23 protein-coding genes and 1 tRNA gene are annotated in these 25,205 nt (G+C 60.4%); 5 read left to right on the forward strand and 19 right to left on the reverse strand.

The genetic code is table 11. The features are described 5' to 3' along the window. The first annotated feature begins 9 nt into the window (after window positions 1–9). A complete protein-coding gene (locus ACE3PH_RS07780; protein ID WP_374317570.1) occupies window positions 10–1,806 on the forward strand; it encodes a PHA/PHB synthase family protein in 1,797 nt (598 codons plus the stop codon). Window positions 1,807–1,862: 56 nt separating this feature from the next. Here the strand turns inward: ACE3PH_RS07780 and ACE3PH_RS07785 are convergent, their stop codons facing one another. The 8 genes from ACE3PH_RS07785 to ACE3PH_RS07820 all read right to left on the reverse strand — a co-directional run bounded on the left by ACE3PH_RS07785 (window position 1,863) and on the right by ACE3PH_RS07820 (window position 10,152). Continuing rightward, window positions 1,863–2,360, reverse strand: a complete 498-nt coding sequence (locus ACE3PH_RS07785) for a glycine zipper 2TM domain-containing protein (protein WP_374317572.1) — start codon at window positions 2,358–2,360, stop codon at window positions 1,863–1,865. Between the two features lie 96 nt (window positions 2,361–2,456). Further along, a complete protein-coding gene (gene ntrC / locus ACE3PH_RS07790) occupies window positions 2,457–4,064 on the reverse strand; it encodes a nitrogen regulation protein NR(I) (RefSeq protein WP_374317574.1) in 1,608 nt (535 codons plus the stop codon). Between the two features lie 47 nt (window positions 4,065–4,111). Further along, complete coding sequence (glnL, locus tag ACE3PH_RS07795) at window positions 4,112–5,134, reverse strand: nitrogen regulation protein NR(II) (protein ID WP_374317836.1); 1,023 nt, start codon at window positions 5,132–5,134, stop codon at window positions 4,112–4,114. Window positions 5,135–5,277: 143 nt separating this feature from the next. Continuing rightward, the gene (locus ACE3PH_RS07800; protein WP_374317838.1) at window positions 5,278–5,739 is read right to left on the reverse strand and encodes a hypothetical protein; all 462 of its coding nucleotides are present in this window, start codon (window positions 5,737–5,739) and stop codon (window positions 5,278–5,280) included. A 225-nt stretch (window positions 5,740–5,964) separates the two neighbouring features. Continuing rightward, a complete protein-coding gene (gene glnA, locus ACE3PH_RS07805) occupies window positions 5,965–7,383 on the reverse strand; it encodes a type I glutamate--ammonia ligase (protein WP_374317577.1) in 1,419 nt (472 codons plus the stop codon). Window positions 7,384–7,690: 307 nt separating this feature from the next. Next, the gene (locus ACE3PH_RS07810) at window positions 7,691–8,488 is read right to left on the reverse strand and encodes a competence/damage-inducible protein A (protein ID WP_374317579.1); all 798 of its coding nucleotides are present in this window, start codon (window positions 8,486–8,488) and stop codon (window positions 7,691–7,693) included. Window positions 8,489–8,490: 2 nt separating this feature from the next. After that, window positions 8,491–9,336, reverse strand: coding sequence for an EI24 domain-containing protein (locus ACE3PH_RS07815; protein WP_374317582.1), 846 nt, complete (start codon window positions 9,334–9,336; stop codon window positions 8,491–8,493). A 3-nt stretch (window positions 9,337–9,339) separates the two neighbouring features. Beyond that, window positions 9,340–10,152, reverse strand: a complete 813-nt coding sequence (locus ACE3PH_RS07820) for a TIGR00266 family protein (protein WP_374317584.1) — start codon at window positions 10,150–10,152, stop codon at window positions 9,340–9,342. A 120-nt stretch (window positions 10,153–10,272) separates the two neighbouring features. Between ACE3PH_RS07820 and ACE3PH_RS07825 the strand changes: the two genes are divergently transcribed. Continuing rightward, a complete protein-coding gene (locus ACE3PH_RS07825; RefSeq protein ID WP_374317586.1) occupies window positions 10,273–11,547 on the forward strand; it encodes an NAD(P)/FAD-dependent oxidoreductase in 1,275 nt (424 codons plus the stop codon). Further along, window positions 11,544–12,275 carry a bifunctional demethylmenaquinone methyltransferase/2-methoxy-6-polyprenyl-1,4-benzoquinol methylase UbiE gene (ubiE, locus tag ACE3PH_RS07830; protein ID WP_374317588.1) on the forward strand — a complete coding sequence of 244 codons (732 nt, stop codon included), beginning with the start codon at window positions 11,544–11,546 and terminating at the stop codon, window positions 12,273–12,275. The genes ACE3PH_RS07825 and ubiE overlap by 4 nt, the downstream gene beginning before the upstream one ends. Window positions 12,276–12,311: 36 nt before the next feature. Here ubiE and ACE3PH_RS07835 read toward each other — a convergent pair whose 3' ends face one another. Beyond that, window positions 12,312–12,905, reverse strand: a complete 594-nt coding sequence (locus ACE3PH_RS07835) for a chalcone isomerase family protein (protein ID WP_374317590.1) — start codon at window positions 12,903–12,905, stop codon at window positions 12,312–12,314. 111 nt (window positions 12,906–13,016) lie between these two features. Here ACE3PH_RS07835 and ACE3PH_RS07840 point away from each other — a divergent pair, with 111 nt between their 5' ends. Beyond that, window positions 13,017–13,823 carry a MerR family transcriptional regulator gene (locus tag ACE3PH_RS07840; protein ID WP_374317592.1) on the forward strand — a complete coding sequence of 269 codons (807 nt, stop codon included), beginning with the start codon at window positions 13,017–13,019 and terminating at the stop codon, window positions 13,821–13,823. A gap of 15 nt (window positions 13,824–13,838) precedes the next feature. Here the strand turns inward: ACE3PH_RS07840 and ACE3PH_RS07845 are convergent, their stop codons facing one another. Beyond that, entirely contained in the window at window positions 13,839–17,390 is a 3,552-nt protein-coding gene (locus ACE3PH_RS07845; protein ID WP_374317594.1) for a DUF748 domain-containing protein, read from the reverse strand. A 119-nt stretch (window positions 17,391–17,509) separates the two neighbouring features. On the opposite strand from ACE3PH_RS07845, the gene ACE3PH_RS07850 reads away from it, so the two are divergent. After that, the gene (locus tag ACE3PH_RS07850; RefSeq protein ID WP_374317596.1) at window positions 17,510–17,962 is read left to right on the forward strand and encodes a universal stress protein; all 453 of its coding nucleotides are present in this window, start codon (window positions 17,510–17,512) and stop codon (window positions 17,960–17,962) included. A gap of 45 nt (window positions 17,963–18,007) precedes the next feature. Here the strand turns inward: ACE3PH_RS07850 and ACE3PH_RS07855 are convergent. From ACE3PH_RS07855 to infC, 9 genes are all read right to left on the reverse strand, one after another. Beyond that, window positions 18,008–18,084, reverse strand: a tRNA-Pro gene (locus ACE3PH_RS07855). Window positions 18,085–18,143: 59 nt separating this feature from the next. Further along, the gene (locus ACE3PH_RS07860) at window positions 18,144–18,617 is read right to left on the reverse strand and encodes a MerR family transcriptional regulator (protein WP_374317597.1); all 474 of its coding nucleotides are present in this window, start codon (window positions 18,615–18,617) and stop codon (window positions 18,144–18,146) included. Window positions 18,618–18,688: 71 nt separating this feature from the next. Continuing rightward, window positions 18,689–19,054 carry an integration host factor subunit alpha gene (locus tag ACE3PH_RS07865; protein ID WP_374317599.1) on the reverse strand — a complete coding sequence of 122 codons (366 nt, stop codon included), beginning with the start codon at window positions 19,052–19,054 and terminating at the stop codon, window positions 18,689–18,691. Window positions 19,055–19,083: 29 nt separating this feature from the next. Then, window positions 19,084–21,513, reverse strand: coding sequence for a phenylalanine--tRNA ligase subunit beta (gene pheT, locus ACE3PH_RS07870; protein ID WP_374317601.1), 2,430 nt, complete (start codon window positions 21,511–21,513; stop codon window positions 19,084–19,086). A gap of 48 nt (window positions 21,514–21,561) precedes the next feature. After that, entirely contained in the window at window positions 21,562–22,587 is a 1,026-nt protein-coding gene (locus tag ACE3PH_RS07875; RefSeq protein ID WP_374317603.1) for an NAD(P)-dependent alcohol dehydrogenase, read from the reverse strand. 52 nt (window positions 22,588–22,639) lie between these two features. Next, window positions 22,640–23,677: a phenylalanine--tRNA ligase subunit alpha gene (gene pheS / locus ACE3PH_RS07880; RefSeq protein WP_374317605.1), complete on the reverse strand. Its 1,038-nt coding sequence runs from the start codon at window positions 23,675–23,677 to the stop codon at window positions 22,640–22,642. 141 nt (window positions 23,678–23,818) lie between these two features. Continuing rightward, a complete protein-coding gene (gene rplT, locus ACE3PH_RS07885) occupies window positions 23,819–24,178 on the reverse strand; it encodes a 50S ribosomal protein L20 (RefSeq protein ID WP_374317607.1) in 360 nt (119 codons plus the stop codon). Window positions 24,179–24,215: 37 nt separating this feature from the next. Then, window positions 24,216–24,419: a 50S ribosomal protein L35 gene (gene rpmI / locus ACE3PH_RS07890; RefSeq protein WP_374317609.1), complete on the reverse strand. Its 204-nt coding sequence runs from the start codon at window positions 24,417–24,419 to the stop codon at window positions 24,216–24,218. 135 nt (window positions 24,420–24,554) lie between these two features. Further along, on the reverse strand, window positions 24,555–25,070 hold the full coding sequence (infC, locus tag ACE3PH_RS07895; RefSeq protein ID WP_374317611.1) for a translation initiation factor IF-3: 516 nt from the start codon (window positions 25,068–25,070) through the stop codon (window positions 24,555–24,557). Window positions 25,071–25,205: the final 135 nt, after the last annotated feature.

Consider the following 25,205-nt stretch of genomic DNA (forward strand, 5'->3'; position numbering starts at 1 on the left):
GGAATTGAGTTGCCCATGAAACATATCGCGACGCCCAATTCGGACGACGACGCCAAGCAAGCCAGTCTCTCGGCACAAGCTCTTGATCAGTCATTACACGCCAGCCTCTCCAAACTGACCTCCGGACTGTCCCCAGTCTCGCTGGCCTTGGCCTATACCGATTGGGCCATGCACCTGTCTCAATCCCCTGGATTCCGTTCGCAACTGGCTCGATCAGCCATTGCCAAAGGATTGGATGCGCTTAGCCACAGCGTCCCGCCCTCGCCCTGGACCCATGGCGACGAGCCCACTCCGGATGCGATCTCGGTATCCGATGCGCGCTTCAAATCTCCTGATTGGACTTCTTGGCCATTCAACTCCTGGGTATCGGGCTTCAAAGCAGCTGAACAATGGTGGCAGGAAGCGACCGATGTGCCAGGGGTTACCCGCCATAACAAGGAAGTAGTCAACTTCTTTGCCCGGCAGTGGCTCGATATGCTGTCGCCCTCGAACTGGCCTGTCAGCCCTGAAGTACTGCATGCCAGCCAGCACAGCAATGGTCAGAATCTGGTCAAAGGTGCCCAGAATTTCCTGGACGACTGGCGTGAACTGAAGGGACTGCCCCCACTCGATCACAACCAGAAAGAAACCTTCAAGCCCGGCAAGAACGTGGCGATCACCGAAGGTCAGGTGGTCTATCGCAATCACCTCTGCGAGTTGATCCAATACGCCCCGACAACCCCTCATGTTCATGCTGAACCCTTGCTGATTGTCCCGTCCTGGGTCATGAAGTACTACATCCTCGACCTGTCCCCGCACAACTCCATGGTTCGCTACCTGGTTGAGCAGGGCCATACGGTGTTCATGATTTCCTGGCATAACCCGGACAAGTCAGACGCCCATCTGGGGCTGAACGACTACGTCCATGAAGGTGTGTTCTCGGCTCTGCAAGCCATCGGCAAACTCTGCCCGAAGCAGGCTGTGCACACCATGGGTTACTGCCTGGGCGGCACCCTGCTCGCCATTGCGGCAGCTCGCCTGGCGGGCGATCACCCGTTGGCCGAATGGGCTGACATTCCACCCATCAAGACCCTTACCCTGCTGGCTGCCGAAGTGGATTTCACCGAGCCTGGTGAAATGGGCGTCTTCATTGACCCGGCGCAGGTCAGGCAGTTGATGGACACCATGGCCGAACAAGGTTTCCTGACCGGCAAGCAGATGGGGGGCTCCTTCCAGTTCCTGCATTCGCGTGACCTGATCTGGTCGCGCCAGATGCACGAGTACCTGCTAGGCGAGCGCACGCAACCCAATGATCTGATGGCATGGAATGCAGACGTAACCCGCATGCCGGCCACCATGCATGGTGAATATCTCACCAAGCTCTTCATTGACAACGAGTTGGCCGAGGGGCGCTATGAAGTCGATGGGGAGGCGGTGTCGCTGAAGGACATCCGTGTGCCCATGATGGTGGTCAGCACGGAGAAAGACCACGTCTCCCCCTGGAAATCGGTCTACAAGATCAATCGCCTGACAGACAGCGAGCTCACATTCGTGCTGGCCAGCGGCGGGCATAACGCTGGCATCGTGTCCGAACCAGGGCACCCGCATCGCCATTACCGCATCAAGACGGCCCCGGCCATGGCGCCCTGGATGACACCTGAGGAGTGGCTGGCAGAAAACCCACCCAAGGATGGCTCCTGGTGGCCGGATTGGCAGAACTGGCTCGCTCAGCACTCAAGCGCACAGGTCAAGGCTCGAAGCATCCCTGCCAGCAAGGCACTCTACCCTGCCCCCGGCCACAATGTCATGGTCTGCTACGCAGACTGATTGGATAACGCAAATAGGCTGGTTGTGATAACCAGCCTATTCTGGGTCAACTGTGTTCAGCGCGAAGCAGCTGGCGCGGGTGATGCAGGCACTTGCGGAGCCTTGGTCACACGCAGTTTGCCGGCGGTGTTGATCAGCAGCACGGCGTCACCCGGGTTGAATGTTTCATTGCCCTTGGCCTGCACAACCGAGCGGCGTTGACCATTGCTCAGTTGCAAGACCAACTCCAGTGCCTCTTCGCGGGTGCCAAAACGTTCAACGGCGTTGCCAACGACGCCACCCACCACAGCACCCAGCACACCCACAGCGACCTGCTCGCGAGACCCGCCAACAGACGACCCAGCCACGCCGCCAATCACGGCACCCGTCGCAGCGCCAGCACCGCTTTGCTGACCTTCAATCACGACAGGGCGCACACTCAGCACCACGGCGTCATCAACCTGGGATAGACGTTGCGCATCGCCCGGCTTGATGACATCAGGACTGGCGGTAGAACATGCACCCAGCACCGCAGCCATCGACACAACGGCAGCTGCCATCAGGGATCGTTTCATGACGTCTCTCCTTCTCAAAAGTTCAACGTCACTGTAACGCAGGGCCAAGCCCCTCCGCTGACAGCGGGCATGGCTTTTACACCAGTGAAACAAAGCTCACTCGTCGATGCCCAACTCCTGGATCTTGCGCGTGATGGTGTTGCGACCGATACCCAGCTTTTGCGCGGCTTCGATACGCCGGCCGCGCGTGATGTCCAGCGCCGTGTGAATCAGCCGGGCCTCAAACTGACGCGTCAAGGCATCCCACACATCGGCTTGACCAGCCTCGAGCCGTGCGCGAGCATCGCGCTCCAGATCGTCAAGCCAACCTCCGGAAACGCTGGCTGCAGGCGTGCCTCCAACGTTAGCTGAACCGACAAGGGGAGCAGCCTGCGGCGACCACCCACCGACTGCGGGCGCAGAAGCAACCGTAGAGACATCGGTCGATGCCAGAGCGCTGGACACTTCAGGGACTACAGCGGCTGGCACGACCACAGGCATCACCGGCGGCGCGGCGGGCGCCACACCGGACAGTGCCCCCGAATCTGCCGACTGGGTGACGGCCGCAGAACGCAAACCCTGCAATTCAGGAGGCAAGTCCTTCGGCTCAATCACCTGCGCCGGGGCCATCACGGTCAACCAATGACAGATGTTTTCCAGCTGACGAACGTTACCCGGGAAATCAAACGACACCAGCTTGGCCAGCGCGGCATCCGAAATGCGTTTGGCATCCACGCCCAGTTCACGGGCGCTCTTTTGCAGGAAAAACTTGGCCAGTGTCGGCACGTCCTCACGGCGTTCGCGCAAGGGGGGCAGCCGCAGCCGAATGACGTTCAGCCGGTGGAACAAGTCCTCGCGGAACCCGCCTTGACGAACCCTCTCTTCCAGGTTCTGGTGGGTCGCAGCGATCACCCGCACATTGCTCTTGAGCGGATGATGGCCGCCCACACGATAGAACTGCCCATCACTCAGAACGCGCAACAGGCGGGTCTGCAAATCGAAAGGCATGTCCCCGATTTCGTCCAGGAACAAAGTCCCCCCATCGGCCTGCTCGAAACGGCCGCGGCGCATGGTCTGCGCTCCGGTGAAGGCACCCCGCTCATGGCCGAACAGCTCCGACTCCAGCAGGTCCTTGGGGATGGCCGCCGTGTTGATCGCCACGAACGGGCCACTGGCTCGGGAGCTGTGCTTGTGCAAGGCTTGTGCGACCAACTCCTTGCCTGCGCCGGACTCACCGGTGATCAGCACCGTCACATTGCTTTGACTGAGCCGACCGATGGCACGGAACACGTCCTGCATGGCTGGGGCCTGCCCCAGAATTTCCGGCATCTGGGTCAGGCGCTCGTCCGAGACATCTTCCCGAACGCTCTCATCTACCGCACGCCGGATCAGCTCGACCGCCTTGGTCAGATCAAACGGCTTGGGCAGGTACTCAAACGCACCGCCCTGAAAAGCCGAGACCGCGCTGTCCAGATCGGAATAGGCCGTCATGATAATGACGGGCAAGCCAGGCAAGCGTGCCTTGACCTTACTCAGCAGGTCAATCCCGGAGCCCCCGGGCATGCGGATATCTGACACCAGAACCTGCGGCTCGTCGGTTTCCAGAGCCGTCAGGACATCGCGGGGATTGGTGAAGCTGCGAACGGGAAGGTCTTCTCTCGCCAGTGCTTTTTCAAGCACAAAGCGGATGGATTGGTCGTCATCAACGATCCAGATGGGTTTCATGCCGGCCTGTCATGGTTGCACCACGGCTCGAAAGTCAGGCCAACCCGTCAAGGCAGCGGTATCAGCAGCTTGAATACCGTCCGTCCGGGTTCGCTCTCGCATTCGATGGTGCCTTGGTGCTGTTGAACGAAAGTTTGAGCCAAGGTCAGTCCCAGCCCGGAACCACCGTCACGCCCTGATACCAGTGGGTAGAAGATGCGATCACGGATGGCTTCGGGAATACCTGGGCCGTTATCCTCGATATGCAAGACCAATGCCAACCGATGCAGGTGGCGATTGATCGTCACGCGACGCGCCACACGGGTCTTGAGGGTCAGCACGGCATCCCCCGTTTTCACCCGATCGGACAGCGCCTGCGCCGCGTTGTGGGCGATGTTCAGCACAGCCTGAATCAACTGCTCCCGGTCGCCGCGAAAATCGGGAAGCGACGTATCGTAATCACGCCAGACTTGCAGCCCCTTGGGAAACTCCGCCAGGATCAAGGTACGGACCCGCTCACACACCTCATGGATGTTCACATCACCAACGAGATGGGGTCGACGATGCGGCGCCAGCAAGCGGTCAACCAGGGCCTGCAGTCGGTCCGCCTCATGGATGATGACCTGCGTGTACTCGGTCAGGGACTTGGACTCCAGCTCCATTTGCAGCAGCTGAGCCGACCCACGGATCCCACCCAACGGATTCTTGATCTCATGGGCCAGATTGCGAATGAGCTCTTTGTTGGCCTGTGCCTGGTCCAGCGCCCGCTCTTCACGCTCCTGCTTGGTTTGCTGCTCGACCTCGACCAACTCGATCAGCACGAGGTCGTTGTGCTCCAGTCGGGTCACGATGGCCTGCACAGGCAAGGCATCCAGAAAAACGTTGGGGTGGCGCTTGAGTTGCGCCTGGAGCCGACTGGTGCGGTATTCGTTGGCTGAGACGCAACGCACGATGTCCTGGAGCAACGCCGGCTCCACAAACCAGTCGAAGATCGACTCACGCAGGACGCTGCGCCGTGAGAGCCCCAGCACCTCTTCAAAAGCCGCATTGGCAAACAGACATTGCCCATCGGACTCGATCACCGCCACCATGGTGGCCAGATGATCAAACGCATCCAGGTTGCCTGGCAGCAAGCGCTGCACCTCACCAGGGTCGGCGGTAGACCCGCCTTTCGCCACGCTGACCTGTCGGCCAGCCGCTACCGCAGCACGCGCTGCGCGGGAAGCCGCATTGCTCACTTTGATGCCGCCCCGAACTTGGCCAATTCACGCCGAAGAGCCGCCACATCCGCCTCCTTGCGCGTGATCGCCGCCTTCATCTCGTTCACGCGATCCTGGTACTTCTGGTAATTGCGTTCATCACCGCGTCGTTCTGGTTGGCCGTTGTTGTATTCCTTCTGGAGGGCAGCCAAAGCTTCTTCCTCCTTCTTCAACTCAGCCTCCAGGATGCGGCGAGCATCCGCATCGCGAGCCTTTTGCTCATCGGACTGCACACGCTCCGAAGGCGCACCACCACCTGATGCAGCAGCCTTGGGAGCCGCGGGACGCACGCCAGACTGGATCACCGTGATGGGCGCCCCATCGAGTGTTTTGCAACCCTTCGCTTGCGCCTCCTTGGCGGACAGCGCATCGGTGTAAAGATTGCCAGGACAACGGTAAACCACCTTTTCCTGGGCCCCCACAACCGACGAGGTCATCAACCCCACCAGCAACACACCCACTACACGGGCAGATGAACAAGCAGCGCCCCCCATGGCCACGGGCCACAGCGGCACAGCAATCTTCGTTTCCTTCATCAGGAGCACTCCAGCATCGTTGGCGCCAAGTATGCACTCAAGCACGATGCTTCAACGCGCGAAAAGCAAAAAGGGGCGACTTCCGTCGCCCCTTTGCATCTGCCGTCCGGCAATCCTGAAACAGGATTACAGGGCGTAGTACATGTCGAACTCGATCGGGTGAGTCGTCATGCGGAAGCGGGTCACTTCTTGCATCTTCAGGTCGATGTAGGCATCGATGAAGGCATCAGTGAACACGCCACCCTTGGTCAGGAACGCGCGGTCCTTGTCCAGGTAGTCCAGAGCCTGATCCAGGCTGTGGCAGACGGTCGGCACCAGTGCGTCCTCTTCGGGCGGCAGGTGGTACAGATCCTTCGTAGCAGCTTCGCCCGGATGGATCTTGTTTTCCACGCCGTCCAGACCAGCCATCATCAGGGCTGCGAAAGCCAGGTAAGGGTTGGCAGAAGGATCGGGGAAACGTGCTTCGATACGACGACCCTTCGGGTTGGCGACGTAAGGAATACGGATCGAGGCGGAACGGTTCTTGGCCGAGTAGGCCAGCTTCACCGGAGCTTCGAAACCAGGAACCAGACGCTTGTAGGAGTTGGTGCCAGGGTTCGTGATGGCGTTCAGAGCACGAGCGTGCTTGATGATGCCGCCGATGTAGTACAGAGCGAATTCGCTCAGACCAGCATAGCCGTCGCCAGCGAACAGGTTCTTGCCATCCTTCCAGATGGATTGGTGAACGTGCATGCCGGAACCGTTGTCACCAACGATGGGCTTGGGCATGAAGGTGGCAGTCTTGCCGTAGGCATGAGCCACGTTCTGGATCACGTACTTCTGCAGTTGCAGCCAGTCAGCACGCTCGGTCAGCGTAGCGAACTTGGTACCGATTTCCATTTGACCGGCGTTGGCCACTTCGTGGTGGTGCACTTCAACGGGAATGCCCAGGCTTTCCAGAATCAGGCACATTTCCGAGCGCATGTCTTGGCCGGAGTCAACGGGAGGAACCGGGAAGTAACCACCCTTGACGGTAGGACGGTAGCCGCTGTTGCCGTGCTCGTAGTCCTTGCCGGAGTTCCAGGCGCCTTCTTCGGATTCGATCTTCACGAAGCAGCCGGACATGTCAGCTTGCCAACGCACGCTGTCGAACACGAAGAACTCGGGTTCCGGACCGAAGTAAGCGGTGTCGCCCAGGCCCGAAGCCTTCAGGTAGGCTTCAGCGCGCTTGGCCAGAGAGCGGGGATCGCGCTCGTAGGCCTTGCCATCGGTCGGGTCGATGACGTCACAGGTCAGGATCAGGGTCGGCTCTTCGAAGAAGGGGTCGACGTTGGCCGTGTTCGGGTCCGGCATCAGCAGCATGTCGGAAGCTTCAATGCCCTTCCAGCCAGCGATGGACGAACCGTCAAAAGCATGACCAGAAGTGAACTTGTCTTCGTCAAAGTGGGAAACGGGCACGGACACGTGCTGTTCTTTGCCGCGGGTATCGGTGAAGCGGAAGTCAACGAACTTGACTTCGTTGTCCTTCACCATCTTCATCACGTCGGCGACGGTCTTGTTGGCCATCAGAAGCTCCTAGCAAGAGGCTTTAAGTGAAAGCAAAATCAAAAATGGTCTGTTTCCACATGAGAAACAGCGCGCAGTGTAATAGCAGAAAGCGTGCCGAACACGCTCACAGATCAAGGAATCCTGCCTTCCCCGCGGTGTCGCACACGAGCGTCACACTGCACGGCAACGCCGCCAGTGACTGTGCACCCCGCACCGCCAAGGGGAATGCCTCGTGTGCAACGCCCCCTTATGGCCCAACCCACACCGTGGGAGCCTTACGCCCACCCCACGAAAGCACCATGCTGGTGCAATCTCTCAACACACCTTATTTTCGCACCGTTTCAGGGCCAACATTGGCACCAATACAGTGCAACCCATCTAACAACGCTGCAAAGGCTGGCTGGCAGGCCACCTCTTCACCTTTGACACCCAGTTCAATATGCCTGCCGTACTCAGGATGATCCACGCTTGGCAAGCTGAACACCTTGACGCCTGGAAAGTGCGCCTCAATGTCGAGCATCAACGGAGTCAAGGCTGACTCAGTTCTGGCATACACGATGACCGCTTTCTCGATCATCCGATCGGAACCAAACAGCTCGGCATGGTAGTGATCCAGTGCCCACGCCATCATGGGCCACGCCATCACAGGAAAGCCCGGCAGGAAGTGCACGCGACCATCCATCGAGAAGCCTGGAATCTGGTTGTACGGATTCGGAATGATGTCGGCCCCGACAGGAAAGCACCCCATTTCGAGCCGGCGCAACGTATCAGCACTGCCCTCATCGAAGGCCCGCCCCTCCTGTTCGGCCATGAGCCGAGAACGCTCGATGATCAGAGGCTTGGCCTGCGCATGCAATGCCAGATCGACGCCCCAGGCTGCAGCTGCAGCGGCACGTGTGTGGTCATCCGGCGTGGCACCAATGCCCCCGAACGAAAACACCACGTCATCCGAAGCGCGAACAGCCGCCAGTTCTGACGTGATGCGCTCGGGTTCATCGCCCATATATCGTGCCCACGACAGCCGCAAGCCACGATCGCCCAGCAACTCAATGGCTTTGGCCAGATGCTTGTCTTCTCGACGACCACTGAGAATTTCATCACCGATGATGATCACGCCAATCATGTCTAGGAAACCTCTTCGGCCGGGATGGCCATTGCATCAGGCTCGTTCGCGCGCAAGGTTTGCAGCGCCGCCAGCAGGTAGTGAAGGAACCAGAGCGACGAGAGCACGAACACCAGGGTGTAGGCCCACATCGACACTGCGAGCAAAAGAGGCGCAAGAACCAGGCTCAAGGCCCCCAAGGCCCACACGGCCGCAGGCGCCATGCCAAGGCACCCACAGACGACCCCCATGGCAAGCAATGCACCACGATGCCGGGCCATCAACAAGGTGCGCTCTTCGGGTGTCGCCAGGTCAGCCAGCGCATCAAAGCACATCACCCGGTAGGTCAGCCACCCCCAGATCAGAGAGGGAAGCCACCACCCCACAGTGGGGATCAGCCAGAGTGGCAAGGACGCCAGCAACAAGGCCAGCGCGACCAAGGTCGACCAGATGGACCAGACCGCGCTGTGCCACCACGGTGAGTGATGGCGGCTTCGCAGTAAAGGAAAGCGCCGCGCCCGGACCAGTTCAACCAGGGAAGGCATCGCCAACCCAGCCACCAGCAGCAGCGACAACACCACCAGCACCGGCAACGACAGGGCCACCACGACCAGCGGCGCCACCACAGCCCGCAAACTGGACGAGCCCCATTGGTCGAGCATGCCAAGAAAGCGCTGCCCCCATTCCCACGCCACGAGCCCATGCTGAATGGCCGCCACAGCAGGCTGCCAAAAAAAGTAGCCCATCACAGCAGCAGACACCACGGACAAAACCAGTGGCAGCAGGGTCAACCAGATGACCCTGGGAAAAGCGCAATAGGCCAACGCCCGCCAGAAGGCGTCAGCCACGCGTGTCACGGCAGGAAGCATGCCTTACTCGTCATCGCCCCCCAGCACCGAGCCCAGCAAGCCACCGGCCCCGAAACCGCCCAGCATGGACCCCTCCTCACGGCTGCCACCACGCTGAGGTGCAGCAGCAAAGATGCGTGAAGCCAGGCGGGAGAACGGCAGACTCTGCAACCAGACCTGCCCTGGCCCCGACAGCCGGGCCAGGAACAAGCCTTCACCGCCGAACAACGCTGTCTTGATCTTGCCCACGTACTGGATGTCGAAATCAACCTCTGAGGTATAGGCCACCACACAGCCCGTGTCGATCAGCAGGCTCTCTCCTGCCTTCAGCTCGCGGCGAACAATCGTGCCACCGGCATGGACGAACGCCAGGCCGTCGCCTTCCAGCTTCTCCATGATGAAGCCCTCGCCGCCGAAAAAGCCCGTCCCCAGACGCTTCTGAAACGCAATCCCCAGCGAAACGCCACGCGCAGCACACAGAAACGCATCTTTCTGACAGATCAGTGTGCCGCCCAGCTTGGACAAGTCCATGGGCAAGATCTTGCCGGGATAGGGCGCGGCAAAGGCCACGCGCTTTTTGCCTTGACCCTTGTTGGTGAACACCGTGGTGAAGATGGATTCACCCGTGATCAGCCGCTTGCCTGCCCCAAGCAGCTTGCCGAACAGCCCGCCTTGCTGAGCCGAGCCATCACCAAAGACGGTGTCCATATCAATGCCGGATTCCATGAACATCATGCTGCCGGCTTCACCAATGGCAGCCTCACCCGGGTCGAGCTCCACCTCGACAAACTGCATCTCGGCACCCTTGATCTCAAAATCCACCACATCCATGGCCATGGAATCAACTCCTTTTTCTGTCTGACAGACCGTGCTGGTCACATACTGTCTGACGGCAACGCCACCAGACAGCGGCTGATGGTAGCCGGTTGTCAAGACAATTGCAGCGACAATGCCGTCATGCAGCAATTTGATGTGGTGATCATTGGCGCAGGCGCAGCCGGCCTCTTCTGTGCCGGGGTGGCCGGACAACGCGGACTGAGTGTGCTGGTGATCGACCATGCGGCCAAAGTGGCCGAGAAAATCCGCATTTCAGGTGGCGGTCGATGCAACTTCACCAACCGCGATGTATCCGCTGCCAACTACCTCAGCGAGAACACCCATTTCGCGCGATCCGCACTCGCCGGCTACACCCCCCAGGATTTTCTGGAGCTGGTTGGGCGGCACGGCATCGCCTGGCACGAAAAACACCGAGGTCAGTTATTTTGCGACCGCAGTGCCGATGACATCATCCAGATGCTGCTGGCAGAGTGTGGTGTGGGCGGGGTCACGCGCTGGCAGCCCTGCAAGGTTGAAGCCGTCAGGCAAACCAACACTGATGGCGGGCCTGGCTTTGAAATCGACACCGACCGAGGCCCGGTCACAAGCCATCAACTGGTGGTCGCAACGGGCGGCTTGTGCATCCCGAAGATCGGCGCAAGCGACTTCGGGCATCGACTTGCTGCGCAATTCGGCCTGACCGTCACGCCACTCAAACCGGCTTTGGTGCCATTGACTTTTGATGCAGGAAGCTGGGGCCCGTGGGCTGGTTTGGCTGGCATCTCCATGGAGGTGGACGTTGCCACCCCTGTCGAACAAGGCAAAACAGGCAAACGACGCCAGGCCAGCGACGCCCACTTTCTGGAAGACCTGCTTTTCACGCACCGAGGCCTGAGCGGCCCTGCCATTTTGCAGATTTCCAGCTACTGGGAACCGGGGCAGCCCCTGACCATCAATCTGGCGCCCCATATCGATCTGGCGCAGCAGCTCAAAGACGCCAAACAGGGCTCTCGCAAGCAGTTGAGCACAGCCTGGAGCCAGGCCCTGCCAGATGGCGTGCCCCAAAGGCTGGCGCAGACCTGGCTGGAACAAGCTCACCTGCAACAGCCATCGATCCGAGCCGATGCGTCGCTGGCCGAAATGAAAGACCGCGACCTCGACTGGCTTGGCTCGAGTGCCAACAGTTGGCAGATCACGCCCAACGGCACCGAAGGCTATGCCAAGGCAGAGGTCACCCGCGGAGGGGTGAGCACGCAGGCATTGAGCTCCCAGACCATGGGCAGCAAGACAGTCCAGGGGCTGTATTTCATCGGCGAAGTCGTCGATGTCACAGGCTGGCTGGGCGGCTACAACTTTCAATGGGCGTGGGCCAGTGCCATGGCATGCGCCCGCGCTTTGGGTAAGATGACACCATGAGTTCCACACATTTCGGTTTCGAAACCGTTGAAGAAACCCAGAAGGCATCGCGCGTGCGCGGTGTATTCGATTCCGTCGCCGGCAAATACGACATCATGAATGACCTGATGTCGATGGGCCTGCATCGCGTCTGGAAGGCTTACACCATCGCCGCCAGCGGCGTGAAGGAAGGCCAGAAAGTGCTCGACATCGCGGGCGGCACGGGTGATTTGTCGGAAGCGTTTGCCAAGCGGGTTGGCCCCTCTGGCATGGTGGTGCACACCGACATCAATGAAGCCATGCTGAGCACAGGCAGAGACCGCCTGCTCAATGCCGGCGTGGTGCTGCCTACGACCATCTGTGACGCGGAAAAGCTGCCCTTCCCGACTGGGACATTCGACATCGTCACGGTGGCTTTTGGTCTGCGCAACATGACGCACAAGGACGCCGCCCTGGCCGAAATGTGCCGTGTCCTGAAACCAGGTGGCCGGCTGCTGGTGCTGGAGTTTTCGAGGGTCGCCAAGCCGCTGGAAAAAGCTTACGACTGGTATTCCTTCAATATCCTGCCCAAGCTGGGCCAGATGGTGGCCGGCGATGCAGCCAGCTATAAATACCTCGCCGAGTCCATTCGCATGCACCCCGATCAGGCCACGCTCAAGGCCATGATGAAGAAGGCGGGTTTTGGTCATGTTGATGTGCACAACATGACCGCGGGCGTCGTCGCCCTGCACATGGGCATCAAGTGCTGACTCTCTGAATCAGCACCCGTGGCCGGCTGAGCCAGCTCAGCTGGCCTTGCCCAGCAGATCGTCCTTCAGGTCGCCATCGGACGGCTTTTCGCCGATCCAGATCTTCAACAGGGCCCGATAGAAGTCTTCGCCGGGGATGTCGCGCGGCATGACCTGTGCGCCCGACGTGATGTGGGTACCGGATGCGGGCAGGAAATCCATCTGGATCACATCACCACGCTTGACCTGCCCCAGCGTCTTCAGGTTGGCCTCCAGTTCGTTCAGGCGTGACTGGATGCTCGGCATCTCCGAGCTACTGACGTTGGCCGTGATCGACTTGATCAGGCTGTCGGAAAGGTCTTGTGCAGAGACATCGCGCAGCATCACGATGCGCACGCTCTTGGCACCAGGCTGACTCAGCACGCCGCTGGGGGTCGAGGCTTTGCCATTCAGGTACAAGCCAATCGCGTAGACCTTGATGAACATCTTCTTGCGCAGGCCCGCACCATTCAACTGAAGGCTCTGACCGGCAACTGCATAGCGGTCGTCAAACTTGACACCGGCGATCTCCTTGGCAGCCAGTGCCGAAGAGCTGGAAACAGCCGCGGCAATCAGACCTAGGGACAACACGAATGTCTTCAAACGTTTCATGGGCTTCCTTGCGAAAAAAGAACTCGAACGAGGGGGCAAACCGCCTCATGTTACATCCCAAATGTAACATGGCGAAGGTATCATCATCTCATTGATCTCTGATGTTGAGCAATGAGCGAAGTTCCCGAGCAAAAAGGCCGAATCCGCGAGCGCTGCCATGACACCAACGGCATGACCGTCGAAGAGCTGTCCAATGAGACAGGTGTCAGCGTGCGGAACATCCGCGCCTATCAAACCGCCGGGCTGCTTCCCCCGCCCCGACTCAAAGGGCGACTGGGTCTTTACGACCGGGCGCACCAGGGCAAGCTGGAGTTGATCCGGGATCTGCGCCAACAAGGTTTCGGTCTCGACGCCATCAAGGACATGCTGGCGCAAACCCCGGATGGTGCATGGTCGCAGTACGCCCTGGTCGGCCACCTGTTCACCAAGAGCTTTTTCACGGTTGAGCCGGCCCAGCGCAAGGCTCTGGACGAGATGGCCGGGCATTGGGGCGAGACCGCCACGAACGAGCAAAAGGAACGGCTAGCCCGCAACGGTCTGTACAGAGAAGCCGAGGGCAACGAGGTCGAGATGCTGAGCCCCTCGCTGGAACGCATTGGCATCCAGTTGGCCGAACTCGGTGTGCCGCTCGACACCGTTCTCAATTTGCAAGACGACCTGATTCACCACACCCGTGCGATCGCCAAGGTCTATGTCGAGCAATTGTTCCTGGGGCTGTTGCAAGGCATTGCCCAGAGCAAGCCACATGAAGGTCTTGATCCCGAGCGTCTCGACACCGAGCTCGTCAGACAGATTCGCACCTTGTTCGAGCGCCTGAGGCCCCTGGCCATCGGGTCGATATCGGCGGCCTTCCCTGTCGTGCTGCAACAGGAGTTTGATCGCAGCGTGCACCAGCGGACATCAGCCAATCAGAGCTGATGTCCACCGCCAAGATCATTTGACGGACAGTTGAGCACGGCTGCTCGGGCCCTTGTCGTCCGGCAGGCCATCGTTGTTGGTCTTCGATGCCGTGAGCAAGACACGCTCTGGTGACAACTTGGTCGTCAGATAGGCCTTCACCTGATCTCCCCGGCGGTTGGCCAGATCGCGCAAGGCCTGCTCGTCGGCAGGTGCAGCCGCTTCCAGCAGACGCGTCATCTCGGCCGCCGGCAATGTTTTGGCCAGACCGATCATGTTGCGCGGTTTCTTGATGTCAGCCGCCTTGTAGGCCGCCAGCAGCCACTTGTCGCGCTCTTCGGCACCGATGCTCACCTCGTCAGGCAACTTATCCTGCTCCTTGGCCTTGGCCTTGCGCATCAACGCGTCGACATACTGGTGACGCAGACCGTCCACATCCACAGCCGGATCTGCTCGCCCGGTGGCTTCGAGCTTCAGCGACGTCTTCTCGACCAGCTTGCTGGCGATCTTGTCCAGCTTGTCCTGGGCCTGAGGTGTCAGGCGAGCCGAGCCAGGATCGAAGGCCACGTAACCCATGTCGTCATGCCCGCCGCCAAACAGCAGACTGAACGGCGCAGTGATGGCCTTGGTCAGCAAGTTGACAACCACCCGCCAGATGATGCCCCCAACCGAAAACTGAGGGTCATCCAGAGAGCCGGAAACAGGCAGGTTGATGTCGATCTCGCCACGGGTGTTCTTCAAGAGTGACACAGCGAGCAGCACGGGCAGCTTGGTGGCATCGGGGCTCTCGACACGCTCACCAAAAGTCAACTGATCCAGGAAAATCTGGTTCTGGGCCTCTAGCTTGCCCTGGTCAACCTTGTACTGCACCGACATCGACAGGGAGCCCTTTTCGATGGCGTAGCCAGCATAACGGGCTGCGTACGGAGTCAGTCGGGTCAACTCGATGCCCTTGGCCGAACCCTTGATGTCGGTATAGAGCCGCGGGCCTAGAGGGTGGAGCAGCCCGGTGATTTCAAGCGGTGCGCTGTCATCCACCGTGCCGGAGACCTGCACCGTGGCAGGCTCAGGCTTGGTCGAGGCCACTGCCGAGATCGTGCCTTCGATATGGGTCAACTGCGCGGAGTAGTTGGGCTTGATGTAGTTGTCGGTGAAGTCGACTCGCCCCTTGCTCAACTTGATACCCTGCCAGCGCATGTTCATCGGGGCCTTTGCCGGCGCAGCCGACGATGCAGCCTGGGCAGGCTGAACGGGCGCCGCTGCAGCCACAACGGGCTTGGACTGGTCTGGACCAGGAGCCGCCTGCGGGGTGGTCAGTGATTTGGCAGCCCCACCCTGTTCGCGCCCGACAATCTCCGCAACGTTCAATTGCCCATTGGGGTTGATGATGATCCGGCCATAAAAGTCCTGCAGCGCCACCTTGCCGAGGTCGGCCTGCAGCTCCTGCCCTTTGAGACCAATGTCGACGCCATCCAGACTCAGCGATTTCCACCGCAGGAAATCAGCCTGCGTCACGGCATCAAGGGTGCGCACATCCTGCAGGGCCAGACGCCCCTGATAGCGGACCTGCAAGATCGGCGCTGAAGCAGGGCCCGACTGATCCAGCTGAAGTTTCCCAGCGACACCGGCTTTGGCGGATGTCAGCTCCATGTTCACATAGGGATCGATATAGGACTGGACAGCCTTCAGATCCAGCCCCGCCACCGTGACCTTGGACTTGAGTTGCAGCGGCTGAGGACGCACCTCGCCAGCCAGCTTGATGCGACCATTCCCCTGCGCCAAGGTATCCAGATCGAAGCCCACAGATTGACGCAGGTCGTTCGATACGCCGCTCACCTTCAGATTGGTTTGACGCAAGCTGAAGCGTGCTGCGGGGCTCACAGTTTGGTCCACGACCGCCACTGCGCAGTCCATGCATTGAACCGCCTTGATCGCCATTGCTGGCTCATGTGCTTTGGTAGTCGCACCTTGACGAGCCGGCTCGGCTTTGGCTGCAGACTGCTTCTTGCCACCTGCTGCACCGTCGGCCATCAACAGCCACTCGCCTTGCCGCCCGCGGGTCGCAGCAGCATCCAGTCCGTCCAGCACCACCGTCTCGACCGTCAACGAACGCAAACCGGCCGGCTGATCGCCTTCCGCAGACAGGCTCACAGCAGCAGCCAGCCCGTTGATGTCCACCCCCTTCGCATTCACATGGTCAGAAACACCTTTTGCCAGTGCACGCGACTGGAACTGTGCCAACTTCACATGCCCCTTGTCGACCTGGAGTGTCTTGGGATCCACCTTGACGTGAAACTGCCCTTCCACATCACCCTGCACCACCTCAACCGGCAAGCTCACCAGCGTCTTCAGAGACTGCAGCCAAGGAGCGGGACGCCATGCCTGCATCTGCACATCCAGCTCGGCTGACTGGCTGGCCAACTGAACCGCACCAGACACTGCCAACTTGCCGCCGTGCTCCTCACTGGCGTCTATCTGGAGCTTGGCCGGATGGGCCTGCTCGCGGGTATCGAGCCCACTGACGGCCATTTTCACGGGCCCGATTTTGGGCAAGACACTGCCATCTGGCAGATGGGGGGCGAGTTGCAGGCCATCAAGCTGCAGCGAGCCAAGCCGAGCCTGCTTTTCAAGCGGCAACGCATCGATGTCTTTCAGCTGCAGGGATTTCCAGGCGCCCCCCAGCTTCAGCCCGCCCAATTCGACAGCCATGTCCCCAACCGATGCGCCCCCCTTCACCGACAGCAGCGGCACCGCCGGCGGGCTACGCCGTGCGAATGTGACGCTCAAGTCGGCGGCCAGCACCCCCCCGTTGACATCCAGCCCCAATGAGGCCGGAATGAAAGGCTTGGCCGCGGCGGCCCACTGGTCCAGATGGACATCGCTCCAGTGCAGATCCACCGTCGAGGCCAGATCCTCTTCATAGGGGTGCGTGCTGCCAGTCAACTTGAACTGACTGCCATCCACCACCGCCGAGAGGTGCGGCTGCACATCCACTTCGGTGTAGCTGGGCAGGCTGGAAATGAACGGCACACCGGCACTCAGGCGATCAATCTGATGGGTCTGCCCCAGAACATGGTCAACATAGGCGACCTTGCCCTGCTCCACCGTGATGTTGTAGACGGCAAAGCGAGCCGGCTCCGCGTTGGCCGGTTGCGGCTTTGACTGCGACTGCAGCTTTTCCAGAATCGGCGTGAAATTGAACTGCTTCGGCCCGACCCGCTCAATGTGCACATCAGGACCAACGACGGTGACCCGGCGCAGCACCGGCGCCAGTCGCCACAGTGACTCAATCGACAGGCGAACCGACGCACTCTGCACACGGAGCAATGGGGAAGCAGCAGCACCAACCGAGAGGCCATCGACCTGCACCACCAAGGTCCAAGGCTGGATATGCAAGGCCGTCAGCGTGACGGGCACCCCCAGTGCCTTGCTGGCTTCCTGTTCGATGCGCGGCTTGATGACGCTGGGCAACAGCCAGCCTACTCCCGCACTCCACGCCGCAGCAACCAGCGCCACGCCAGCCCCTACACGCAACCAGCGCGCATTCCGTTTCAACGGAGCCGAAGGGGTCGATGCTTCCTCTGACATGAACTTCACCTGATCTTTCAATATGGAGATTGTCGCCTGATCGGATGACCAAATCGGACAGAACCCCTATGCTTGCAACTTGACATTGCGTGGTATCAAACCATCAGAAAGGTAGCGTCATGTACGAGAAGATTCTCGTTCCGATTGACGGCAGCGACACCTCCAGCCGCGGCCTTCAGGAAGCCATCGGACTGGCCAAGCTGGCCGGTGGCAGCATCAGGCTCATTCACATTGTCGATGAGATGGTGTTCACGTCTGGCATTGATGGCTCTGCCGTCATCATGGGTGACGTCATCAGCTCACTCAAGGAGGCCGGCCAATCCTGCCTGGACAAGGCTCGCGAGAAAGTCGAGCAAGCCGGCATCAAAGCAGACTCTGTGCTGGTCGAAGGCTTTGGCACCCGTGTGTCGGATACCGTGATTGAGCAGGCCGCACGCTGGGGGGCCAGCATCATCGTCCTGGGCACCCATGGACGACGTGGCGTCAGCCGACTGGTTCTGGGTAGCGATGCAGAGCAGATTCTGCGCAGCGCGCCGGTTCCCGTGTTGCTCGTGCGCGGACACAGCGCCTGAAAACACGAAAGGGTCAGTAGGAAACCTACTGACCCTCGTGATTCTTGGTCGGGGCGGCGGGATTCGAACTCGCGACCCCTTGCACCCCATGCAAGTGCGCTACCAGGCTGCGCTACGCCCCGACAAGAATTAGACTATAGCACGCTTTTTTGCCAGATTGCAAGATTGGCCGAAATTTGAATTAATCCAGCAACACGCGGATGGCCACCAGTGCTTCACGCAACTGACGTGCGGCATCAGGATGGGTGGCCACCAGCCCTGCCAGTGCATCACCTTGAAGCGCTGAGAATGCCTCGCCCTCGATCACGGCATGCTGATGCGCCACGTCGTCAGCCGATTGCGCTTGTGGCTCCACAACATCATCCAGGCCTCGGGCGGCCTTGGGTAGCTGGCCATTGGCGCCCAGCTCGGACAGGCGATTCCGTGCGCCACTGATCGTGAAGCCCTCGTCGTACAACAGCTCGCGAATGCGACGGATCAACAGCACTTCATGGTGCTGGTAGTACCGACGGTTGCCTCGCCGCTTCATGGGCTTGAGCTGCACAAACTCCTGCTCCCAATAGCGGAGCACATAGGGTTTGACGAGACACAGCTCGCTGACCTCACCGATCGTGAAGTAACGTTTTGCGGGAATGGGCGGCAGTGCGCTATCCATGACTGAGGCTGGCCTTGCTCAAAGCAGAAATTCCGATCCAAATCAACAGGATCGCAAAAGGGCTTGAGACTTTACTCCAAGTCTTCGTCGATGGGAATCTCACCTTGAACCATGCCCTTCAATTTCTGGCTGGCATGGAAGGTCACCACGTGACGGGCCTGGATGGGGATCACCTCCCCCGTGCGCGGGTTGCGCCCTGGCCGCGGAGCCTTGCGACGAATCTGGAAGTTACCAAATCCGGAAAGCTTGACATCCTGTCCTTCATCAAGGGTTTCATGAACCAGCTCGAAAAAGGCCTCAACCATGTCCTTGGACTCGCGCTTGTTCAGCCCCAGGCGCTCGAACAGCATTTCTGCCAGCTCAGCCTTGGTCAGCGTCGGCGTTTCCAGCGACGGCAGCATCACCACGCTACCCGAATCGGCGGTGTTATCGATCATGTTGCTCCCCCCTCGACTATCCTGACCTGTCACGCCCGAATGCGTGCACCTGCGCGCTCCGCCAGCGATGCCACCACAGCCTTGACCGCGGCCTCTGTGCGCTCGTCAGTCAGGGTCTGCTCGTCATCGCGGAGTTCCAGGCGAATGGCCAAGCTGCGTTCATTGTCACCGATACCCGCCACCGGCGTCTTGGGCTTGTAGATATCGAACAGACGCGCACCGCGAACCAGACCATCGGTCGAGGCGGCAGCAACAGCCGCCATGAGTGCATCGTGGCTGGTGAGGTCATTGACGACCAGGGCCAGATCGCGGAAGACCGATTGCAGACGAGACACCGTCTGATAGCTGGGCACCACACGTTGGGCCAGCACCGCCGCATCCAACTCGAACAGCACCGGCGCGCTAGGCAGCTCGTAAGCCTGGCGCCACTTGGGGTGCAACTCGCCGACGAAGCCGACGGCCTGACCACCCACGACCACACGGGCACAGCGCCCCGGATGGAAAGCCGGGTGCTCAGCAGGCTCGAACGTGGCTCGACGCGGTGCCAGCAAGGCCTCGACATCGCCCTTCACGTCGAAGAAATCGACCTGACGGGCAGCCACGCCCCACTGCAGCGCATCTGCGGCCCCGTATGCCAGGCCGGATACCCGCACCGGCTGGTTGACGCCCGCCACGGTCTGGTCGGAGTCCACCACCGAATCATCACGCCTGAACACACGGCCGACTTCGAAGATGCGAACCCGCTCCGCCTTGCGCGACAGATTGGTTCGCAGCACCTCGATCAGGCTGCCAATCAGGCTGGAGCGCATCACACTCAGCTGGCTGGCAATCGGGTTGAGCACCTTGATCGGCTGGGCATTGCCGGCCAGTTCGTTTTCCCAGCGCTCCTCAACGAAGCTGAAATTGATGGTTTCCTGGTACCCACGGGCGGCCACGGCACGACGCACGGCATACATGCCGACCTGGCCCTCCTGGCGCACCTGCGCCTGAATCGGCGCCTTGGGCGCACGGCTCGGCAGCTTGTCAAAGCCGATGACGCGCACCACCTCTTCGATCAGATCCTCTTCGATCTGCAGGTCGAAACGCCAGCTCGGCGCCGAGACGATCAGGTGCACATCACCCTCGACAGCCTCGGTGCGGAAGCTCAGCCCCAGACGGCGGAACACCTCTTCGCATTGCGCCAGGGTCACCGGCATGCCGATCACGCGTTGCGCACGCGACAAGCGCAAAGTGACATCGCCACGCTGAGCTGGCACCACGATCTGGTCGTCAACCGGGCCCGCTTCGCCACCGCAGATGTCAAGAATAAGCTGGGTGATGCGTTCAATGGCCTGCACCGTGTTGACAGGATCGACCCCACGCTCAAAGCGATGCGAAGCGTCGGTCGAGAAATTGAACCGGCGCGCACGCCCCGCGATGGCACGGGGCTGCCAGAACGCTGCCTCCAGATACACATTGCGCGTGCCATCCCCCACCGCCGTGGCATCGCCACCCATGATGCCGGCGAGCGACTCCACCAGTTGCTCATCTGCAATCACGCCAACCTGTTCATCCAGCGTCACCGTCTGGCCATTGAGCAGCTTGAGGGACTCACCCTGTTTGGCCCAGCGCACCGTCAAGCCACCGTGGATCTTGTCGAGATCAAACACGTGCGAAGGTTGCCCCAGCTCGAACATGACGTAGTTCGAGATATCAACCAGAGCGGACACACTGCGCTGACCACAGCGGGCCAGACGCTCCACCATCCACCCTGGCGTAGCCGCTTTCGGGTTCACACCCTTGATGACACGACCAGCAAAGCGACCGCACAGGTCAGCCGCCTCGACCTTGGCGGGCAAGCGATCAGCCAGCGACACAGGCGCAGCCGGCACGGCCAAGGTATTGAGCGGTGACCCCGTCAAAGCCGATACCTCGCGGGCCACACCCAGCACGCTCAGGCAATGCGCCAGGTTCGGTGTCAGCTTCAGCGTGAACAGCGTGTCATCCAGCTTCAGGTACTCGCGGATGTTGGTGCCCACGGGTGCATCTTCGGGAAGAATGTGCAGCCCGGAGGACTCTTCCGACACCCCCAGCTCACGCGCAGAGCACAGCATGCCCTGGCTTTCCACGCCACGCAGCTTGCCCAGTTTGATCTTGAAGGGCTTGCCGTCCGCACCAGGAGGCAACTCCGCACCCACCGTTGCACAAGGCACCTTGATCCCAGGACGCACATTGGGGGCACCACAGACGATCTGCAACACGGCCCCGGTACCCGCGTCCACTTTGCAGACGTTCAGGCGATCCGCGTCCGGATGCTTGCTCACCTCCAGCACCTGGGCCACCACCACACCGGTGAATGGGGGCGCGACAGGATCAAGCTCCTCCACTTCGAGACCAGCCATGGTCAGCAGATCGGAGAGTTGCTGGGTGCTCAGATCAGGGTTGCAGAATGTACGCAGCCAGGATTCCGGGAATTGCATGAAAAGATCCTTGAAACTTCTATCTGGGAGTGGTTTGAAACAGCACGTTCAAACGGATGCGAAATCGGCATCCAGCACCACTCGGTAACGAGCCTTGCCCGCGCGCAGATGGTCCAGCGCGTCGTTGATGCGGCTCATCGGGAAATGTTCGGTTTGTGGCTTGATACCGTGACGCGCGGCAAAAGCCAGCATCTGGTCGATGTCCGAGCGAGAACCGGTGGGCGAGCCCGAAACGCTGCGCTGACCATCGATGAGCTGCAGCCCATTGACAGACATCGGCTCGCTGAGCACCCCTACCACGTGGAGTCGCCCGTTAGGCGCCAGGGTCCCCATCAACGCTTTCCAGTTGAGCATCACGTTGACGGTCACGATCACCAGATCCAGTTGTCCAGCGATCGACTTCATCGACGCCGCATCGACGCTGGACACCACGCGATGGGCGCCGAGCTGCAGAGCCTCATCTCGCTTGGACTCTGAGGAAGTGAAAGCCGTGACCTCGCACCCCCAGGCCCGCGCGAACTTCAAAGCCAGATGCCCCAGCCCGCCAATACCCACCACGCCAACACGGTGCGTCGGCTTCACATCGAAGGTCAGAAAAGGCGAAAACACGGTAACACCGCCGCACAGCAAGGGTCCGGCATCAGCCGCATCCAGCCCATCGGGAATGGGGGCAACCCAGAGCCAGTGCGCACGCACACGCTCTGCAAAGCCACCGTGGTGGCCCATGATGGTCGGCTGCACCTCATCACACATCTGCTGCCGGCCACTCAGACAGGGCGAACAATGCAGGCAGCTGCCGGCATTCCAGCCCAGTCCCACCCGCTGCCCCAGCCTCAACCCTTTGGCGTGCGACCCCAAGCCGACAACACGGCCAATCACCTCGTGACCAGCCACCAGCGGATAGGTCGAGGCGCGCCATTCGTTGTCCAGCATGGACAAGTCAGAATGGCACAGCCCGCAGTGCTCCACCGCGATCTCGACCTCTTCAGCCCCCAGTTCGCCAGGCTCGAAGGTATAGGGCACCAAAGGCTTGCCGGACTCCATGGCGGCCCAGGCTTGAATGCGTGCGCTCATGATTCCACTCCGATAGCTGGAGCAGGCCTGCGTTGACAGGCCTGCGGGAAGGTCACTGGAACTGCGACAGGAAGCGCAGATCACCCTCGAAAAACAGACGCAGGTCATTGACCCCGTAACGCAACATCGTCAGGCGATCAGGCCCCAGGCCGAACGCAAACCCGATGTACTTCTCGGGGTCCAGACCGAAGTTGCGAACCACGTTCGGATGCACCTGCCCTGAGCCGCCCACTTCCAGCCAGCGCCCCTTCAGGGGCCCGCTGGCGAAAGCAATGTCCACCTCTGCCGAAGGTTCGGTAAAGGGGAAGAAAGAGGGACGGAAACGGATGTCGAGCTCGTCCGTTTCGAAGAATGTGCGGAAGAAGTCGGCAAAGACCGCGCGGAGGTCCGTGAAGCTCACACTTTCACCGATCCACAGGCCTTCGCACTGATGGAACATCGGGGAATGGGTGGCGTCGCTGTCAACCCGATAGGTACGCCCCGGCGCAATCACGCGGATCTCCGGGATGCGCTCACCACGCGCCAGTGCATCGGCATGACGCTTGACGTGTTGTACCGCGTAACGAACCTGCATCGGGCTGGTGTGCGTGCGCAGCAGGTGCCCCCCTTCAACATAGAAGGTGTCATGCATGGACCGAGCAGGATGGTCTTCCGGCGTGTTGAGTGCCGTGAAGTTGAACCAGTCAGCTTCGATTTCCGGGCCATCGGCCACCGCAAAGCCCATCGAGCCGAAGATGCCTTCCATGCGCTCGAGGGTCAGCGACACCGGGTGCAGACCACCTTCGCCGCGGCGGCGACCAGGCAACGTCACATCCAGACGCTCGGCACGCAGTTGCTGTGCAAGTTCTTCGTCGGCCAGGGCCTGACGGCGGGCATTCAGTGCCGCCTCCACGCCTTGCTTGGCCTGGTTGATGGCCGCACCGCGGGTCTTCTTCTCTTCCGGGCTCAGCGCAGCCATGCCCTTGAGCAACTCGGTCAAGCTGCCAGACTTGCCCAGAAAGCGAGCCTTGGCATTTTCCAGATCAGCGGGCGTAGCGGCAGCGGCGAAAGCTTCGCTGGCCGACTGCACCAAGGAGTCAAGATCGTTCATCTTCTTGCGTCGAAAAAAAAGGCCGGACGCAGGGTCTGGCCTTGTTCAGGCGCCCACCGGTCGATGCGGCATGCATGTGGGGTGGGCGTCCGGCCGCCTGCTTGCGCAGACAGCCAGTTCAGCATCATGTGCTTGAGAGGCTTAGGCAGCCAGCTTGGCCTTGGCAGTCTCCACCAAGCTAGCAAAAGCAGCCGGGTCGTTGACAGCCAGATCAGCCAGAACCTTGCGATCGATTTCGATCGAGGCCTTCTTGATGCCAGCCATGAACTTGCTGTAGGTCAAGCCCAGAGCGCGGCTACCCGCATTGATACGGGCGATCCACAGACGGCGGAAGACGCGCTTCTTGGCACGACGGTCACGGTAGGCATATTGCCCAGCCTTCATGACCGCTTGCTTGGCAATGCGGAAAACGTTCTTACGGCGGCCACGGAAACCCTTGGCAAGGGCGAGGACCTTCTTATGACGGGCACGGGCGGTTACACCACGTTTGACGCGAGGCATGGTTTACTCCTTCGGCGTTGAAATCGAGACCGGAAAATCAGAGACCGGCAGAGGGCAGCATCGAAGCGATGTGACCCATGTCGGACACGTGCACGTTAGTAGCACCACGCAGTTGGCGCTTGTTCTTCGTGCTCTTCTTGGTCAGGATGTGGCGCTTGAAGGCTTGACCGCGCTTGACGGTACCACCAGGACGCACGCGGAAACGCTTTTTCGCACCGCTCTTGGTCTTCATTTTGGGCATGTTCTGCTCCTTTTACGTTGTTCCTGCCAGGCGCCGCGAAACTGCTTCGCGTCTTGATGGCCTGCAGGCACTTGGTGTCGATGCGGCGGCGACCAACCACCGCACCGGCTGACATCCCCGGCGAACCGGAGGATGTTATTTCTTCTTCTTGGGGGCCAGAATCATGATCATCTGGCGCCCTTCGAGTTTGGGCATGTTCTCAACGAGCGAGCAATCTACCAGATCGTCGCGCACACGCTCCAGCAATTTCAAACCGATCTCCTGGTGCGTGATCTCGCGACCACGGAAACGCAGGGTGACCTTGCCTTTGTCGCCGTCTTCCAGGAAGCGTCGCAGATTGCGCAGCTTGATCTGGTAGTCGCCTTCATCGGTACCGGGGCGGAACTTCACTTCCTTGACCTCGATGACCTTCTGCTTCATCTTGGCATCGTGAGCCTTCTTCTGCTCCTGGTACTTGAACTTGCCGTAGTCCATCAGGCGGCAGACCGGAGGGTCAGCCTGGGCGGCAATTTCAACCAGATCCACATCGGCTTCAGCCGACATGCGCAGGGCGTCCTGGATGCTGACGATACCAAGGGGCTCGTTTTCGACCCCGTTGAGGCGAACCTCGGGCGCAGTGATCTCACGATTCAGCCGGTGCTTGCGCTCCACATTAGGCGTCCGGCGGTCAAAAAAATTAGCGATCTCGAATTCCTTCAGGCAACGGACTCGCGCCCGCACCGGTTAACCATGATGACGCGCCCTGACTAGGGGGAAGCTTGCCGTCTCTCGAGCCACCGAGAAAAG

It is taken from the genome of Aquabacterium sp. (genome assembly GCF_041909175.1).
Lineage (GTDB): Bacteria > Pseudomonadota > Gammaproteobacteria > Burkholderiales > Burkholderiaceae_C > Aquabacterium.